Origin of the sequence: Treponema berlinense, assembly GCF_052273165.1 — a bacterium.
GTDB classification, from domain to species: domain Bacteria; phylum Spirochaetota; class Spirochaetia; order Treponematales; family Treponemataceae; genus Treponema_D; species Treponema_D berlinense_A.
The window spans coordinates 12,131-29,468 of record NZ_DAVZIU010000005.1 but is presented as its reverse complement, the minus strand read 5'-3'; the positions used below and the strand labels follow the sequence as shown (position 1 = coordinate 29,468).

14 protein-coding genes are annotated in these 17,338 nt (G+C 37.8%); 5 read left to right on the top strand and 9 right to left on the bottom strand.

Annotation, left to right across the window (positions count from 1 at the left end):
• Positions 1–105: 105 nt before the first annotated feature.
• Both ACT6XC_RS03120 and ACT6XC_RS03115 read left to right on the top strand, forming a co-directional pair.
• Positions 106–1,725 carry an extracellular solute-binding protein gene (locus ACT6XC_RS03120; RefSeq protein ID WP_443737978.1) on the top strand — a complete coding sequence of 540 codons (1,620 nt, stop codon included), beginning with the start codon at positions 106–108 and terminating at the stop codon, positions 1,723–1,725.
• An 82-nt stretch (positions 1,726–1,807) separates the two neighbouring features.
• Complete coding sequence (locus ACT6XC_RS03115) at positions 1,808–2,581, top strand: TrmH family RNA methyltransferase (RefSeq protein WP_443740761.1); 774 nt, start codon at positions 1,808–1,810, stop codon at positions 2,579–2,581.
• A gap of 123 nt (positions 2,582–2,704) precedes the next feature.
• Here ACT6XC_RS03115 and ACT6XC_RS03110 read toward each other — a convergent pair whose 3' ends face one another.
• Positions 2,705–3,751 (bottom strand): sugar kinase, encoded by a 1,047-nt coding sequence (locus ACT6XC_RS03110; RefSeq protein WP_273066308.1) that lies wholly within the window; start codon positions 3,749–3,751, stop codon positions 2,705–2,707.
• Between the two features lie 147 nt (positions 3,752–3,898).
• Here ACT6XC_RS03110 and ACT6XC_RS03105 point away from each other — a divergent pair, with 147 nt between their 5' ends.
• A complete protein-coding gene (locus tag ACT6XC_RS03105; protein ID WP_443740760.1) occupies positions 3,899–4,822 on the top strand; it encodes a GerMN domain-containing protein in 924 nt (307 codons plus the stop codon).
• 150 nt (positions 4,823–4,972) lie between these two features.
• On the opposite strand, the gene ACT6XC_RS03100 is transcribed toward ACT6XC_RS03105, so the two are convergent.
• From ACT6XC_RS03100 to ACT6XC_RS03090, 3 genes are all read right to left on the bottom strand, one after another.
• Positions 4,973–6,070, bottom strand: coding sequence for a hypothetical protein (locus tag ACT6XC_RS03100; protein WP_443740759.1), 1,098 nt, complete (start codon positions 6,068–6,070; stop codon positions 4,973–4,975).
• Positions 6,071–6,208: 138 nt separating this feature from the next.
• On the bottom strand, positions 6,209–8,044 hold the full coding sequence (locus ACT6XC_RS03095; protein WP_443740758.1) for a proline--tRNA ligase: 1,836 nt from the start codon (positions 8,042–8,044) through the stop codon (positions 6,209–6,211).
• Positions 8,045–8,228: 184 nt separating this feature from the next.
• Complete coding sequence (locus tag ACT6XC_RS03090) at positions 8,229–9,455, bottom strand: 6-phosphofructokinase (protein WP_288516395.1); 1,227 nt, start codon at positions 9,453–9,455, stop codon at positions 8,229–8,231.
• Between the two features lie 411 nt (positions 9,456–9,866).
• Here ACT6XC_RS03090 and ACT6XC_RS03085 point away from each other — a divergent pair, with 411 nt between their 5' ends.
• The gene (locus tag ACT6XC_RS03085; RefSeq protein ID WP_443740757.1) at positions 9,867–11,264 is read left to right on the top strand and encodes a hypothetical protein; all 1,398 of its coding nucleotides are present in this window, start codon (positions 9,867–9,869) and stop codon (positions 11,262–11,264) included.
• A 61-nt stretch (positions 11,265–11,325) separates the two neighbouring features.
• Here ACT6XC_RS03085 and ACT6XC_RS03080 read toward each other — a convergent pair whose 3' ends face one another.
• From ACT6XC_RS03080 to ACT6XC_RS03070, 3 genes are all read right to left on the bottom strand, one after another.
• Positions 11,326–11,622, bottom strand: a complete 297-nt coding sequence (locus ACT6XC_RS03080) for a hypothetical protein (RefSeq protein WP_443737985.1) — start codon at positions 11,620–11,622, stop codon at positions 11,326–11,328.
• Positions 11,623–11,698: 76 nt separating this feature from the next.
• Positions 11,699–12,268 carry a signal peptidase II gene (lspA, locus tag ACT6XC_RS03075; protein WP_443740756.1) on the bottom strand — a complete coding sequence of 190 codons (570 nt, stop codon included), beginning with the start codon at positions 12,266–12,268 and terminating at the stop codon, positions 11,699–11,701.
• A gap of 67 nt (positions 12,269–12,335) precedes the next feature.
• Complete coding sequence (locus ACT6XC_RS03070; RefSeq protein ID WP_443740755.1) at positions 12,336–13,421, bottom strand: hypothetical protein; 1,086 nt, start codon at positions 13,419–13,421, stop codon at positions 12,336–12,338.
• Between the two features lie 44 nt (positions 13,422–13,465).
• On the opposite strand from ACT6XC_RS03070, the gene ACT6XC_RS03065 reads away from it, so the two are divergent.
• Positions 13,466–14,962 (top strand): HDOD domain-containing protein, encoded by a 1,497-nt coding sequence (locus ACT6XC_RS03065; protein ID WP_443740754.1) that lies wholly within the window; start codon positions 13,466–13,468, stop codon positions 14,960–14,962.
• A 41-nt stretch (positions 14,963–15,003) separates the two neighbouring features.
• On the opposite strand, the gene trhA is transcribed toward ACT6XC_RS03065, so the two are convergent.
• Both trhA and ACT6XC_RS03055 read right to left on the bottom strand, forming a co-directional pair.
• On the bottom strand, positions 15,004–15,684 hold the full coding sequence (gene trhA / locus ACT6XC_RS03060) for a PAQR family membrane homeostasis protein TrhA (RefSeq protein WP_443740753.1): 681 nt from the start codon (positions 15,682–15,684) through the stop codon (positions 15,004–15,006).
• Between the two features lie 195 nt (positions 15,685–15,879).
• Positions 15,880–17,283: an MATE family efflux transporter gene (locus ACT6XC_RS03055; RefSeq protein ID WP_443740799.1), complete on the bottom strand. Its 1,404-nt coding sequence runs from the start codon at positions 17,281–17,283 to the stop codon at positions 15,880–15,882.
• Positions 17,284–17,338: the final 55 nt, after the last annotated feature.

Genomic DNA, 17,338 nt, shown 5'->3' with positions numbered 1-17,338 from the left:
TTGTCTGGTCAATTTTTTGTGCTATAATTAAGGTATCGCGATTTTAAAATCGGGTATTTTTATTTATAAAATTGTTTTCATTCGATTCAATATAAGGAGGATAAAATGAAAAACTTTTTCAAGAATCTCGCGCTCATCGCTTTGGTTCTTACAGTTGCTTCTCCAGTTTTTGCTGCAAAAAAATGGAAGGTAAACAAAGACGGTACAGTTGACATTGAACTTTGGTACGGTGCTGCTGTAACAGAAGCTGGTCCACCACCTGCAGACTGGGTTGCTTATAAAATTATTAAGGAAAAGCTCGGAATTAACTTGGTTGTAACAGCTCTTCCTTCAAACGAATCTGACCAGGATACAAAAATTAACGCTGCTGGTGCTGCAAACTCTCTTCCTGACTTGTTCATGGTAAGCGATAACTGTTTCCAGATTTTGACAAAACAGAGACTTCTTGCTCCTGTAGACGATATGTTTGCAATGATGCCTAACCGCACTGCAAAACTTTATGATAAAGATGCTCGCAAGCATTCTACTGTAAATGGTGTTTGCTATGGTCTTGATCAGCCAGGTACAATCGTTCGTAACGAAGGTATCCTTATCCGCAAAGACTGGCTCGACAAGCTCGGACTTAAAGTTCCTAAGACAACAGATGAATTCTTTGAAGTAATGAAAGCATTTACTTTCAAAGATCCAGATGGAAACGGAAAGAACGATACATACGGTCTCGGTGCTTATATCGAACTTAAGCCAATGTGTGAAGGTCTTGGTGCTCGTTTTGACCCATGGTTTGGTGCATTTGGTGTTGCTGGAACTTGGTCTATGTCTAAAGACGGTGCAGGTCTTAACATCAACAAACCAGAATATTATGAAGCTCTTGAATTCCTCAAGAAAATCATTGATGCAAAAGTTATCGATCCAAACTGGACAGCTTACAAAAAGGATGACTACCGTGCTTCTTGGAAACAGGGAAAATTCGGTATCTTCCGTGAACAGAATGCTGCTGCATTTGCAGAATCTAACTATGCTCCATTTGATCAGAACTTCCCTAAAGGTGATTTGATTATCGTTGATCCACCAGTTGGACCAAAAGGAAAATCAGCTGCTGGTGTTTATGATCAGGCTTACCGCCGCTACTGTGTAGCAAAAACAAACGCTAACCAGACAATCAAAGGTTGGAAAGATGTTGATGGAACTAAAAAGACCATTACAAAGAAAGAGATGATTGCTCGTCTTCTTGAATGGATGTCTTCTGACGAAGGTTACTACCTCCTTGGATACGGTGTTGAAGGTGTAAACTATGTACTCGATCCAAAAACAGGTGCACCAACAAAAGACGGTATTCCAGATAAGAACTTGGCTTTCTCTAAACCAAAAATGCAGCCTTTGACACAGCTCCGCAATATGGTTTACTACAACTCAGATGCTGAACTTATTTCTCGTTACCCAACTTATACAACAGCAGTTTCAAAGAAACAGCTTTCTTCTTTGAAGGCTCTCCGCGAAATGCAGTCTAAACCATGGACACCAGTAATTGGTGCTTCTCTTCTCCCTCTTCCAGATGCTGACCTTCAGCGTTTCTACGAACAGGGTGTAGTTGAATTTATGACAGGCAAACGTCAGCTTACAAAAGCTAACTGGGATGCTTGGTTGGCAGAATTCAACAACATGGGTGGAAAAGCTTGGGAACAGGCTGGTATTGCTAAGATGAAGGAAATGAACCTTCTTTACTAGTTTTAGTAAATTAGCATAACCCGAAAAGCGGTATCGAAAGGTACCGCTTTTTTTTTATTTAAATTTGATTTATATTCAATATATGAAAAATACACAAAAGAAAGAACTTGCAGTCTGTGGTTTTGAGGCTGTAAAAGCACTTGCAAAAGAAAATCCCCAGAAAATTAAGCGGTTTTATTATACCGAAGAAAGAATGAATTCTTTTGGAGACTTATGTAAATCACTTGCAAAAAGAAAAGCTCCGTACAATAAAGTAAAAGATGAAAAAGAATTAGAAAAACTTTGCGGAAGTGTTCATCATCAGGGTGTGGTTGCAATGATTGATCAGCCGGAAATTAACCCTTTGGACAGCGATGTGACCAGCAAATGGCTGCATGAAAAAGAGTCTGCCCTACTCCTTGATCGCGTTGGCAATGCAAATAATCTTGGTGCGATTGTAAGAAGTGCGGCTTTTTTTGGTGTTAAAAACGTTATTATTCCATTAGATGAAGCGCAGTCTTCTATTACAACAAGTTCGTACCGGGTTGCGCAAGGCGGTATGGAATATGTAAATATTTATTCTGTAAAGTCGATTGTCCGTTTGCTGGAAGCGATGAAAGGAAAAATGCTTCGTTTTGGCACAGATGTAAATGCAACTCAGCCAGTAGGAAAATTAAAAGAATTAAGCGCAAATAAAGCCGCTTTGATAGTTCTTGGAAATGAGGAGCACGGAATTTCAAAACAGGTAAAAGAAAATTGCGACGAACTTATTATAATTCCTAATACGAGTTCTTTTGGAGAAAGTGCTGTTCGTCCTATTGAAAGTTTGAATGTTGCACAGGCAGCGGCAATTGTCCTGTATGAAATGAGAAAATAAAAAAAATTGCAATGTTTGGCATTTTGCCTGGACGAAAAATTTATTTAATCGATAAAAAAAATCGGTGGTCAAAAGTTTATTTGCTCTTGGACCACCGATTTTTTTTGAAAATGAACAGTTTTGTTAACGGTTCATTTCTGACTGTTTGCCTTTTGACTGATGAGCCTTGATAATCGCTTCTATTTCGCGGAAGTCGGAAACTGGAAGGTCTCCGAAAATTGTATTTTTTGTAGCACAGGTTGCGTTGCCGAATTCAACCGCTTTTTGAGCATCGTCGTAATGAAGAAGTCCAAAAAGAACACCAGCACAGTAAGCGTCGCCAGAACCAATGCGGTCAACAACATCGATGTCTTTGTAAGGTTCTTCGCGATAAAATTTGTCCAAGCGTTTTAAATACAGCGTAGAACCGAATGAATGCACTTTTGGACTGATTACTTCTCGCTGTGAAGTTGCAATCAATTGGATGTTTGGATAATCGCGACAGAACTGTCTGTGCATGTCTTCGAGAGTTCCTTTCATTTGGAACATGCGGTGGCAACTTTCTTCGGAAATAAAAAGAACGTCGACATAAGGGAGAACGTGTTTAATTGTTTCGCGGGCTGTTTCTTCGTCCCAGAGTGTTGCGCGGTAGTTTACGTCAAATGCAATCTGAGTTCCTTCTGCTTTGAATTTTTTTATCATGTCGATTGCGAGAGTACGGGTTGCTTCGCTCAAAGCCAGTGTGATTCCTGACGTGTAGAACATTCTTGCTTTTTTGTAAATGTCTTCTGGAATTTCAGATTCCTTTATTTTTGTGATGGAAGAATTTTTGCGGTCGTAAACAACTGTCGGTTTTCGAGGATAAGCCCCATTTTCGTAAAAATAAATTCCGACACGAGCCTCTGGAGATTCGTCCCAAATGATAAAGTCATCGCTGACAGAAGATGAGCGGATGCGGTTTTTGATGAAAGTTCCAAGTTGATTCTTTGGAAGACGGGTGATGATTCCAGAACGGCAACCTAAAAGAGAAACTCCACAGGCAACATTGAGTTCTGCTCCGCCCGCATGCTTTTTAAAAGAGTCGCTTTTGTAAATAAGTTCATTTACTGGAGGAGAAAGACGAAGCATTGTTTCTCCAAAAGTAATTAAATCAAATTCTTTGTGTTCGTAGAAAGCACCTTTTTTATCCATAAATCGCCTCAATTTAAAATTTCGTACGAATATTAGTTTAATGTTTAAAAGAAAATGGAACAAGTGGAATTGTGAAAATTTTTCGCTTCTGCAAACTTCGGCTTCTTTGCGTGGACTTTTAATTTGCTGTCAATTATACTAGATGATATGGCAAAAAATGAAAAAAACAGAAAAAATTCAACAGGATTGGCATTTGCTTGCTGGATTCTTGGATTTTTGATTCTTTTAATTGTGTTTTTGGTAAAACAGGACGATATATATTCAAATTTAAAAACGACGCGGTTTTTTGAACGTCTTTTTGGAACTACTCCGGAATTTATTCAAAAGCATGAGGTAAAAGAAAAAAAAGTACCGGAAATTGAAACTGTTATTGAATTAAAAACCGAAAAAAAACAGAATTCTCAAGAAAATTTGGGAACAGAAATTTTGCCTTTGGTTGAACAAATTGATGAAAATAAATCCGCGAATGAAAGTGTTTCTGACCAGAAAAAGAGAAATTCGGGCGCAGAAATAAAAAAGATCGAAAAAACGGAAGAAAAACCGCAGATTGTAAAAAATGAGGAAAAAATAGAAAAAAGTGCGGAAAAATCTCCGGCAAATATAAAAAAAGAAGAAAAACCAAAAGCTCCTGAAAAGAAAACTATTACTGTAACTAATCAGAAAATTTATTTTGTTTATATTGGCGAAGATGGAACTTTGAGCAGAAAAATGATTACGCGTCCTGTTGAAAAAAATGATTCGCCTCTTGTGACTAATATGAATCTTTTGCTTGCTGGTCCGAATGCGCAGGAAAGTGGACGCGGTTATAGAAGTTTAATTCCTGAGGGAACAAGGCTTTTGTCGGCTTCTGTGCGTGATGGTGTTGCCTATTTGAATTTTAACGAGCAATTTGAATTTAATACGGTCGGAATGGATGGTTATCAGGCTCAGCTTATGCAGATTGTTTATACTGCGACAGAATTTGGCACGGTAAACAGCGTTCAGTTTTTGATTGAAGGTCAGAAAAAAGAATACTTGGGAAGTGAAGGAATTTGGATTGGAAGTCCGCTTTCGCGTTCAAGCTTTAATTAAAAATAAAAAATGTGGCAGGGATTGTAAGGGCGGCGAAGCCGGACACTGGACTGAACGAGAGTAGCGAGTGAAGGAAGCGGCTGGAGCCGAAAGGCGGAACCCTGAAAAGCCCGATTTTTGCGATGCAAAAAGCCACCCAAAATTTAAAAATTATTTTGCCGAATACGATTTTAGAATTGAATCGAAATATTTGTTGTTTTTGCTGTAGACTCCTTGAAAAACTGTCAATGACAGTATTGCGAGGTGGTTTTCGTCGAGTTGTGTTAAAATTTTGAAATCTCGCGTAAAAGATTTTGAAATGTCGTTAAAAAAGAGGTTTGAAACTTTTGTTTCGGATGTTGAGGTTTCTAATTTTTGCAATTGCGAATAAGGATAAGTTCCGTCTGTGCCGAGTGTGAATTTTTGTAAAAGAGTGTTGGAAATGTTTGTTTTTTGTGCGGAATCGGTTTTTGAAAGGTCGATTATGTCGAAAGCGAGAATTGCGCTGTTTGAAAGTGTGTAAAAATTTTCAGCTTTTGCTGTCCACTGGCTGTCGAGAGTGATTTTTTGAGTGAAACTGGAAGTTTTTTTATAGGTGATTTTTTGTTTTTCGGCTTTTTTGTTGGGAGAAAATGAATGTTGGTCTTCGGTTTTTACAGGAAGACCTTCAAAGGCACTGAAATTTTCGTCGGAAGAAGAAGAAAGTTGACCTGCGGTTACGAGGTTAAAAACGATTTTGCCAGTTGAGTCTTCGATTGATTTTATATTGAAAATTGGAATGAGCGGGTCGAAATTGACTTTTACTTGGCCGCCAAATTGTTCAAATTCCTGTGGAACGGTAATTTTGTTTTCTATAAAACCGTTTGGAGAAGCTTTTTGGAGACGGGCTGTAAGTTCGTAAAGCATATCGTGAAGGTAATTGATTATGTCTGTATCTTCTGGAGAAATTGCGGAAATTATGCGTTCACCAGTGAGCTCAACGTATTTTTTTGTAATGTCGAGAGAAAAAAGAATTTGAATGTCTTTTTTTGGTAAAAGTGGTTTGACGTCTGTTTTTGACGGTGCAAAATAGCGCAGACCGTAAGTTCCTTCGTCGTAGAAAATGATTCCGAAATATGATTCGCGTTCAAAGCTTTTGTCTTCGTAATAAACGAACTGTCCCGATAAATCCGGAATTTTTTTTGTTACCCCTGGAAGGGCAAAAAGACAAGAAAAAAGTGAAAAAAACAAAACTGAAAAAAGGGATTTTTTTGAAAGAGCGAATTTCATATTTCCTCGATTGAAAAAGGTGAAAAAGACGGTCATTTTAGTTTTGCCTGTTTTGGCTTTTTTTAATGACCGTCTTTTTATTTTGATGACAATTTTTAAGCTCAAAGGCTGAAAATCGGCATTTTGAGCTTTTTTATTTTATGCCTGAAGTTTTGCGAGTTCGTCTTTTACAAATTGAATTGCTTTTTCTGCTGCTTTTTCTGCTGGAACAAGTTCTGCTTCGGCTGCGCTACGTGGTTTGAATTCAATATTCGGAAGATTTTTGTCGCCAATTGTAATTCTGAGAGGAATTCCAATCAGTTCCATATCAGCGAATTTAACTCCAGGGCGTTCGTCGCGGTCGTCAAGAAGGACTTCAATTCCTGCTTTTGTGAGTTTTTCGTAAATTGTGTCGGCAACTTCTTTCATTGCTCCGTTGTATTTGATCGGAACGATGCAAACTTGGAACGGTGCAACTGACATTGGCCAAATAATGCCTTTTTCGTCGTTATTTTTTTCGATGATTGAAGCAAGGGTGCGGTCAACGCCGATTCCGTAGCAGCCCATTGTTGGTTCTGCCGGTTTACCGTCTTTTGCAAGGAAGGTTACGTGCATTGATTTTGTGTATTTGTGTCCGAGTTTAAAGATGTGTCCGAGTTCGTTTCCTTTTCTTGTATAGAAAGTTTCGCCACAGAGAGGGCATTTATCGCCTTCTTTTACTGTGCGTACGTCTGCATTGATGTATGGAACAAAGTCGCGGAGCGGTTCAACGTGAGTAATGTGATAGCCCTCTTTTCCAGAACCTGCGATTGCGTCGTGCATCTGCGCTTCGCCGTCTTTTATGACAGAATAATCAACTATGAGCGGACATTTTGCTGTGATTGGACCAACAAAACCGTGCGGAGCGCCTGCGTATTCAAGAATTTCTTCTGCTTCTGCAAGAACAACTTCCGATGCTTTGAGGGTTGCTGCAAGTTTTGCTTCGTTTACGTCTAAATCCGCACGGATAAGAACACAAACATAAGAAAGTGGATAAAAATCGCCAGCAGGGTCTTTTACTCTCTTCCATTTGTCTGCACCGTTTGCACCTGTCATATCGAGTGATGAGTTGATTACGCGGTAAATGAGAGCTTTGATAAACATTTTTGGTGATTCGTCAAAGAATTTTTCCATATCTTCGATTGAGAAAACGTTTGGAGTTGCTACCATTTCGACAGGGAGATCTGTTTTTGACGGTTTTTCGCCTTTTTTGTTTACAGAATCGTCAGAAGCGCACCATGCTTTTTCGACATTTGCCGCAAAACCACATTTTTCGTTTGGGCAGATAATCAATGTGTCGTCGCCGATTGGGGATTCAACCATGAATTCTTCTGAACCGCTTCCTCCCATTGCGCCAGAATCTGCACGTACAGGAATAATTTTGAGTCCGAGACGTTTGAAGATACGGAAATATGCTTTTTCGTAGAGTTTATATGATTCGTCCAAAGATTCGTCATCGGCGTTCATTGTGTAACCGTCAGCCATGATAAATTCACGGCCACGCATTACGCCGTAACGAGGGCGAATTTCGTCGCGATATTTTGTGTTTATTTGGTAAAGGTTTACAGGAAGCTGTTTGTAAGAACTGAGGCCGTCACGAACAATAACCGTAAACGCTTCTTCTGCGGTTGGAGAAACAACCATGTCCTGTTCACCGCGGTTTTTTGCTTTGAGCATTTGCGCACCCATTGTTTCCCAGCGACCAGATTCTTTCCAGATGTCGCCTGGAACAATTACTGTTGGCTTAAATTCGAGAGCTTCTGCTGTATTGTTCCATTCTTCGCGGATTATTTGTTCGAGTTTATAAAGAGAGCGCAATCCCAGCGGAAGATAAGTGTAAAGTCCGTTTCCAAGTTTGCGGGTGATTCCTGCTCTGAGCATAAGTTTGTGGCTTGCGATTACGGCTTCTGCCGGAGCTTCGCGGAGCGTTGAAATATAAAATTTTGAAGTTTTCATGATTTATATATTTTATTGAAATAAAACTTTAGTGGCAACTAATCGAAAAGAATGTATAAAGGGAATACAAAAAATTGAAAAATATTATGGGAAAAAAACTGGGTTGAATAAACGAATTTCGGTGCAGAAATTGAGCTTTCCGCTGAACCTGTCAATTCGTATTAGTCAACCCAAAAAAAGTGAATTAGTTGCAGTTTAACGTCAAGTGGCGTGGAAGACCGTCAACCATAATTGGACTAAGTTCTGCCTGAATTAAAGGATGAATGTAGTGAATCAAGTCTTTTGTAACATGGTCGTCACCAGAAATCCATTCAAGAGGAACTTTCTTTTCAACATTTGCAATGTCGCGAACGTCGGCAGTTTCTGTAATACACATGTATGGATCGTCAGAAACACGCTTAAGAACAACGACTTTTCCAGTTTCGCCTTCAAATGCAGCTTTTACGGCAGCTCCACCAACATTGAATGCTTCTGTAATGTCGGTGCGACTTGAAATATGGGCAGCGCAACGCTGGAGGGTTGAAAGTTCGATTGCACGGGCCTTTACTCCGAGTTCAAGCTGAAGTTTTGTTGCGAGGAAACTTGCGGTTCCAGACATTTGTTTGTGACCAAAAGCATCAACCGAATCTGCATGCTGGCCGAGTTCGAAAACATAACGTCCGTCAGGAAGTTTAATTCCTTCAGAAACAGCGATTACAACAGATTTTCCAGAAGCGGAAATTTCTTTTACGCGGGTAATGAACATGTCGATGTTGAAAGGTTTTTCTGGAAGATAAATTAAATCAACGCCTTCGCAATCTTCTGATTTAGAAAGTGCAGAAGCGGCAGTGAGCCAGCCTGCATTGCGACCCATAATTTCAACGACAGTTACAGTTGGATAGTCGTAAACAAGACCGTCACGGATGATTTCTTTCATTGTAGAAGCGATGAATTTTGCTGCTGAACCAAAGCCAGGTGTGTGGTCTGTAATTGCCAAATCGTTGTCGATTGTTTTTGGCACGCCAATAAAGCGGATTGGGCTTTTGATTTCTTCAGCATACTGAGAAAGTTTTGCAATCGTGTCCATTGAATCATTTCCGCCGATGTAGAAGAAATACTCAATTTCGAGTTCTTTTAAAATTGCAAAGATTTTTTCAAAAGTCGCTCTGTCGCTGGCAACGTCAGGAAGCTTATAACGGCAAGAACCGAGATAAGAAGACGGAGTTCTTTTTAAAAGATCTATTTCCATTGCTGAACGGATTTTCTGGGACAAATCAACATACTGTCGGTCGAGAAGCCCTTTGATACCGTGAAGCATACCATAAACTTTTTTAGCACCACGATCTCTAGCGGTTTGATAAACGCCGGCGAGTGATGAATTGATTACAGCTGTAGGTCCGCCAGACTGTCCAACAATTACATTTCCAATCATAAATTTCTCCATTAATTTTTAAAGTTAAAACTTTTTGTTAAAAAATACCTTTTTATATAATATCACTAAACCATAGGAATAGAAACAAGAAATTCAATTTTAAAATTTTAATTGTGTTAAAAATAAAAATAGGCTTTTTTAGTGGGAATAAATGATTTTTAGAACTAATACAAAGTTTTTTTTATTTTTTTTTCAAATTTTTTTGTCGTTTTTTAACATTCAGCGCAACTAAATATATAGAAAGATGAAAAGTTTTTTTGACTGGCTTTTTTGTTTGTGGCAGGGATTGTAGGGGCGGCAAGGCCGTTGGCGAGCAGCCAATGGAGCGTTAGCGGAACCCCGAAAAGCCCGATTTTTGTGCAGCTTAGCGGAACAAAAAGCCACCCAGAAACTTTTTATTATGGAGGAAAAATGAAAAAAGAAAATCTTAAGAAAATGACGGAATTTTTAGCTTTGGCGGTTTGTGTTTGGGTTTTGTTCGGATGTTCACATGGTTCTTCTGGCGGAGAAATGGCTGAAAATGAAAAATTTGAATACGGAAGCACAAAAATTACGGTTTTTGTTCCAGATTATGTAAAAATTGCAAAACAAAATGCCCGTGTTGTTGCGACTCAGACAAATTCTGTAAAACTGGCATATAAAACTGAAGGTAAATTTGTTTGGTTGGAAGAGCTGGATTTTTCTTGCGCGGAGAAGATTGAAACTGAGGAAAATTCTCAAGAAAGTTATGTTCCTGGAAGTAATTATGTTTTTACGTTTGAAGGAATTCCGTGCGGAATTTATGCTGAAGGCGAAATTGAAATTTATCTTTTGGATAAAAATGGAAAAACAGTTTCTAAAGGAAAAAATTCTAGGGAAGTTGAAATTTTGACGGAAGAAACGGCAACTGCAAGTTTTTATGCAGTTCCAGTTGAAGTTGAAGAAGGAGATTTTGCTCTTTCTAAAAGCGAAATGAAATTTGTGAAAATAAAAACGGAAGCTGGCTATGATTACGAAATTTCTGTAATTCTTGGGGAAAATGACTCTTTGTTTCCGAATTTGGCAATTTTTTACGCTGACGGTTCCTTAAAAGATTTTGTTTGTCTGGAAAGCGGAACTTTAAAGCTTGACAGTACAGAAACAAATGCAACGTATTTTGTTGGAATTTGGACTGTGGATTTTGAAATTTCTTCGTGTTCTGTGGTTTCTAAAAAAATTGAAAGTGAAGCTGATGAAAGTGAAAAGAATGATTGCGGAAATTTAATTGCAAAAATTGACTTTGGAGAAAGCACTTTTTTTTGTTTGAATTGCGGAATTCATTATGAAAGTCTGGAAGAAGCGGGAAAATGTTGTTTTGAAGAAGGTTGTCCGAATTTTGGAAAAACAAAATTTGTAGTTGTTGGGCATTATAAAATGGGCGTAAACGGCGGATTCCAAAAGCAGGCGGCAAATGAAGGATTTCAAACCGTAAATAATATTAGTATAAGTTCAAAAATTGATGAAGATTTTGCGGTGCTTGAATTAAAGAATAAAGAACAGCAGGGATTTGTGGAATTTGCGCTTGAAAAAAATATGTATTTGACAGTTACCGAAACACTGGGAAGTTCACAAAAAAAATTATATGGAATTTCAATTGCTTCAAAAGACGGAAAAGCGGTTTTTGAGGAGGAAACTGTTTCTGCAGAAGAGTTGCCGAAAACCAAAACAGGAAGTATAGACATTGCCGGGAAAAAAATGACGTTGACGGCAGGAACGTACAGGCTTGGTGCACATCAGGCGGAAGGAAATGCAAAACTGTCGGAACTGCTGTTTGAGGAATTTGAAAAATAAGGATAGTTTTTTGCAAATGTCTGCGTCTTTTTTGAGGAGAATAAAAAGGCGCAGAAGAATTTTATAAATCTTTGTGGATGTAGCGTTTTATTGCTTTTTGCTCAAGTTTATTTTGCAAATCGAATTTTTTAATTGTCCAGCTTATTGTTTTTACGCTGAGCATCATTGCGAGGATGATTCCTGCAAAAAGTATAAATGGAAGCAAAACGTTTACCGAAATTCCGTTTGCAATAGCTGGAAATTTTGAGAGGAAAATAAAACTTCCTCCAACTAATACGAGTTCTATTGCAAGTCCGAGTATTATATTAAAAAGTGCGACACAAAGATTGAAAATTAATGTTCTGTCGTGGGTTGTCATTTTTTCCTCCCATAAATTTGTGAAAGCAACGCTTGAACAAACAGTAATGATAAAAATTACACGGATGTAGTTTTTATCATGCCTCCTTGTTTGAATTTGATTTTTTTACTGTAAATGCGAATGAGATTAAAAGAAGAATTCCGCAGACTACAACTGCTGCATCTGCAACGTTAAATGTTGGCCAGCGGTCCATTCCAAAAATTCCGTAGAATTTTACATCAATAAAATCAATTACACCTTCTTTGCGGAAAAAACGGTCGATTAAATTTCCAAGTCCGCCGCCAGCAATTCCTGCGATTGCCCATCTTTGAAGTGAACTGAATTCATCATTTCTAAAATAGACAATAAGCACTAAGATAATTACAACTAACGGAACTATGCGAAATAAAAAGGCTCTTGCGGTTAAAGACCAGCCCTGCCCTATGCTGAATGCAATTCCTGGATTGCAAACGTGTATAATTCTTAAAAAATCACCAAAGAAGAAAGCGCCGATACTTGGTGGAAAAGTAAGCGGAATAAATTTTACGATTAATTGCTTTGTAATCTGATCTGCGACGATTACGAAAAGCATTAAAATAAGTGGAATCAATTTTTTTGAAAGAGAAGTTTTTGTTTTAAATTCCACAACGATATTTTCTGTGTCCATAAATTAAAAGTATAAAAGAATAAAAGTTTATAGTCTAGAGTTTTTAATTGGCTGTAGAAATTGCGTTTTATTCAAATTCTATTTGTTCTGCGGTTTTATTTGCCAGATAGCGCGGAATAAATAGAGATGAATCTCTCGAAAGTCCATATTTTTTTGCAAGAGGAATATTTGTCTGTTCGATAAATCCAAATTTCGGGGTTTTGTATTCTTGGATTGTGTTCAAACTGAAAAATCCTGCGGTTTGAATGCCTGCGTTTTCTGTAACCTGGCAGATCGAATTAAAATCCAGGCTGTCGAATACAAAATAGAGCGGAAAATCTTTTCCATAAAGTTTTTGTGCAAGTTTTGTGAGCGCTTTGTAGGAATTTGTGTGATTTAATTTTGTTGCAAGGGTTTCGTTTTTTTGAAAATTATTTTTGTCGTTTAAAAACATAAATTTTCTAAAAATACGCGAATTGAAAATTCCTGGAAGATAAAGACAGTCGTGCGAATAAAAATCTGTCGCCAAAACCGTAAAGCCTTTTTTTGACAAAAAAAGCAGATAAGGTTCATAATCTTGAGTTTCGGCAGTTTCGCTTCCGCAAAAAATAATTATCGGTTTTTGCTTTTTTTGCGTTAATTCTTGTGTTGAAACGGGAAGTTCAAGTACTGTATTTTCTGAAAAATTTGTCAACGGTTCATAGATTTTTAAGGTTCCTGTTGATTTGTAGAAAAAATCGCCTGACAAAAGTGGTTCAAATCCGTGCGAAATGCTTCCGCTTAGACGGTAAACTGTTTTTTTTGAATCGAAATTTCTTGGTTCAATTTTGACAGGACGGTTTAAAATCAAAATTACTGCCGAAAAAACGATTAAAATCAATTCCAAAATGCTAAAAATTGAAAACGCAATCGAATACCGGTCGACAAAAACTTTCGAGAAAAGTCTTAAAATTGCACGGAAATTTGTTGCAAAAACGATGAACGAAAGGACTGCAAGAAAGATGTTTTGTATGGTTAAATTCCACAAAAAAATGTTTGCGAGAGAAATAAAAAATGCAACCGGAGCAAGGACTGCGCAGGAGTCGATTGTTAAATTCTGCGCAAAAAAGAATCTTACGCAGACTATAAATAACAAAAAAACTATTAGCATTTGTGAAAGAAAAGCGTCAAACATATATTTATAATAGTGAAAATTTGAGTTATAATCTATAAATAGTTATGCCACCTGTTAAAAAAGTAAAACTTGATTTGTCAAAAATCAAAATGGCCATAAGGGCTGGAATTCCTCTTTCGATAACGACTTATACACTTCCGAGGGAAATGGAAGCGTATATCGATTCTGTGTTGAAGGCGTTTTTAAACGAATTGAATCAAGACCAAATGTCAGAGTATTTGACGTATTGTTTAAACGAACTTTTGGTAAACAGTAAAAAAGCAAATACAAAGAGAATCTTTTTTAAGCAGAAGAATCTCGATATTTTTAACGAAGAACAATATTCTGAAGGTATAAAAACTTTTAAGGCAGAGACGCTCTCTAATATTCGCTATTATCTTGATTTGCAAAAAAAAGCCGGACTTTACGTAAAACTTGTTCTTCAGGCGCGCAACAATAAAATCAAAATTGAAGTTCGCAATAATTCAGAATTGACAGTTGAAGAATACAAACGAATGCATGACAAACTCAGCCGTGCTCAGCAGTATACTTCGGTTGATCAGGCAATGACCCAGGTTCTTGACGAAACAGAGGGTGCTGGACTTGGGCTTATAATTATGATTTTGATGCTGGAAAAAATTGGACTTACAGAAGAAAATTTCCAGATTTTGTGCGAAAATGGCGAAACTATTACAAGAATAATTCTTCCGCTAGACGAAAAAACACAAAAGAATTTGAGCGTTGTAAGCCGCGAATTTGTCAATTTGATTGATGAATTGCCACAGTTTCCAGATTCTGTTATGCGGATAAACCGTCTTTTAAACAATCCTGACTCAAAAATGAGCGAAATTGCTACGCTTATTTCCAGCGACATTTCTCTTACTTCCGATTTGTTAAAACTTGTAAATTCTGCAACTTTTGCTCTTGCTTCTCCTTGCCGAAGTATTTCTGACGCTGTTAAACTTGTCGGAATTCGCGGAATAAAAAATATGATTCTTTCTGTAAGTTCGATGAATGTTTTGAATACACTTGGTGAAGAAACAAAAACATTGTGGACACACGCTTACCGCGTAGCTTTTTATACTTACAATCTTGCAAGAAATTTTTGTTCTTCAAACAGGACTATAGTCGAAGACTCTTATATCTGCGGTCTTTTGCACGATATGGGAAAATTGATTTTTGAAACAACTCATCCTGCATACATAAACCGAATAAAAGACATTTGCGCTCAAAAAGGAATTCAGCCGGATATTTTTGAAAAACTCGTTGCTGGTGTAAACCATGGAGAAATCGGTGCCCTAATCGCAGAGAAATGGAATTTCCCGGAAGTTATTGTTTCTGTAATTCGGCATCATCACGAGCCAGATCTCGCTCCAGAAAATGTAAAAAAACTGACAGAAATTGTTTATCTTTCGGATATGCTTGCTCATTATCAGGAAAAAGATATTGATTTTTATCAGTTTGATCAGGAAGTTTTGGCGAAATTCCATATTACGAACGAAAGTCAACTGCAAAAAATCAGCGAAAGTTTGGAAAAGGCTTTTGACAAAGAGTCGAAGTAAATTCATTTTTAACAGAATTTACGCGACTCTTTTGTAAAATTTTATGCAGATTTCATTGCAAAAAAGACAGAAAAAAAGTGAAGGACGCTTCCTGCGATTACAAAAAGATGGAAGATTGAATGTGCCCATTTTACGCCTTTTGCGCTGTAAAATGCAAATCCGACTGTATAAATAAGTCCGCCCCAAATCAGCATTGAAAAACTGAATTTTGGCAGTGCGTTTTTTAATGGAATAAAAGCGACTAAAACAAGCCAGCCCATTAAAATATAAGTGATTGAACTGATTTTTCGCATTTTATTGCCAAAAACTGAGTAGATTGTAATTCCTAAGGTGGCAAGCCCCCAGATTATTCCAAACATTGTCCATCCGAACGCTCCGCCGAGATTTACAAGGCAATATGGCGTGTATGTTCCTGCAATTAAAAGATAAATCGAAACATGGTCAAAAATCTGGAATACTTTTTTTACGCGCATATTTGTAAAAGCATGGTAAAGACAAGACATTGTGTAAAGAAGAAGCATTGATGCGCCGTAAATGGAAACACTTGTAATGACTATTGGTCTTTTTGGCGAAAAAACAATTAAAAGTACTATTGCTGCAATTGCCAGAAGTGAACCTGCTCCATGGCTTACGGAATTGAAAATTTCTTCGCCCAAAGTGTAAGGTTTGACAGGTGAATTCTTGTTTGGTTCAAAAACTTTGTTTTCTGTTTTGTGTGTCATAATTTTCCTCGCATTTTTGTGAATTTGTTTTCTGAAAAATTAGACACTCTTTTTGTAAAAAGGTTGCAGTTTTTTTTGTATGCGTTAGGGATTGCTAGCCGCGTAAGCGGTTCGGACGCGTTTGCGCGGCTGAACGGAAAAATTGCGGAGCAATTTTATAACGCAAAAGCCCGGCTCAATAAAAACGCTTAGTTTTTATTGAGAATCGCCCTGACTTTCTTTTTTTAGATTTTTCCAGGCGAAAAAGAAAATTGGAAGTTCAACCGCGAGCATTGCAATCCAGCCAGCGAGACAGGCGTAGGCTGTTCCTATAATTCCAAACATTTTGCAGAAAATAAAACTGAAAATTACGCGGAAAATTATCTGGGATGTTGTTGAGATTACGGTTATTTTTATGTCGCCTGTTCCGCGGAAAAATGCCTGAATTCCGTTGGTGGTTGCCGGCAAAAAGTAAAGGCAGGCCATGACAAAAAGATATTTTTCGCCAAGACGCAAAACTTCGCTTTCGTTTCGTCCTGCAAAAAGTAAAATCAATTGCTTTTTAAAAAGGAGAACCAGAATTGCTGTAACGATAATATAAATCCATTCGAGTGAAAAACCTTTTAAAAAACCTTCGCGCTGACGAGCCGGTTTTTTTGCTCCGCGGTTTTGTGCCATAAAGGTTGTGATTGTGTGTCCAATGCTTTGTGTCGGCTGGTAGCAGAAATCGTCAATTTTTGTTCCAGCGTTGAAAGTTGCGATTGCATCAACTCCGAGAGGATTGACTGCGCACTGAACCAAAAGTTTTCCGACATACAAAACGCATTGCTGTAAGGCTGTTGCCCAGGAATAATTGACTGTTCGCAAGATGAGTGAGCGTTCAACCTTAAATTCCCGAGGTTTTAGTGCGAGAAGCGGAACTTTTTTGTAAACATAGGCGATTATCAGAATGCAGCTGATTAACTGAGAAGCAACTGTTGCATAAGCTGCTCCGTGCATTTCAAGACCGCAGACAGCAACTAGAAAATAGTCAAGAATTCCGTTAAAAATTGCGCTTATTGCAACGCAGATGATTGGAGAAGTTGAGTCTCCGGCAGCACGCAGGGCGGAAGCGTAAACGTTGTAAAAAAAAGTAAAGATTAGTCCAGCGAATACGACGCGGAGGTAATTTGCTGTATGTTCGATTAAATCTTCTGGACAACGGATTGCACGTAAAAGTTGTTTTACAAAAATAAAGCATGCGGCGCTTACAACAAGTGTAAAGCAAAAACCGATTGCTATTGTAGTGCTGATTTCGTTTTTAAGTTTTTTTTCGTCTTTTGCACCGTAAAATTCCGACATGATTATGCTGGCGCCAAGGCAGATTCCAACGATAAGAAAAATCATGATGTTCATTACGGGATTTGCGATTCCGACGGCGGCAAGACATTCTTTTCCTGCAAAACGACCGAGAATTATCGAATCAACTGCATTGTAAGTTAATTGAAAAAAATTTCCCAAAATCAAGGGAATTGCGTAGTTTATAAGCTGCGGATATGTTTTTCCGACTGTAAAATCTTTCATTTTTGAATGCCTCGTAATTTTACGGCAATTTTGAAGATTTTTTAGAAATTGCTGTATTTTTGGGGAAAACTTTAAACTTTTTTATTGGGGCCATTTTGGACTGTCCAATTTT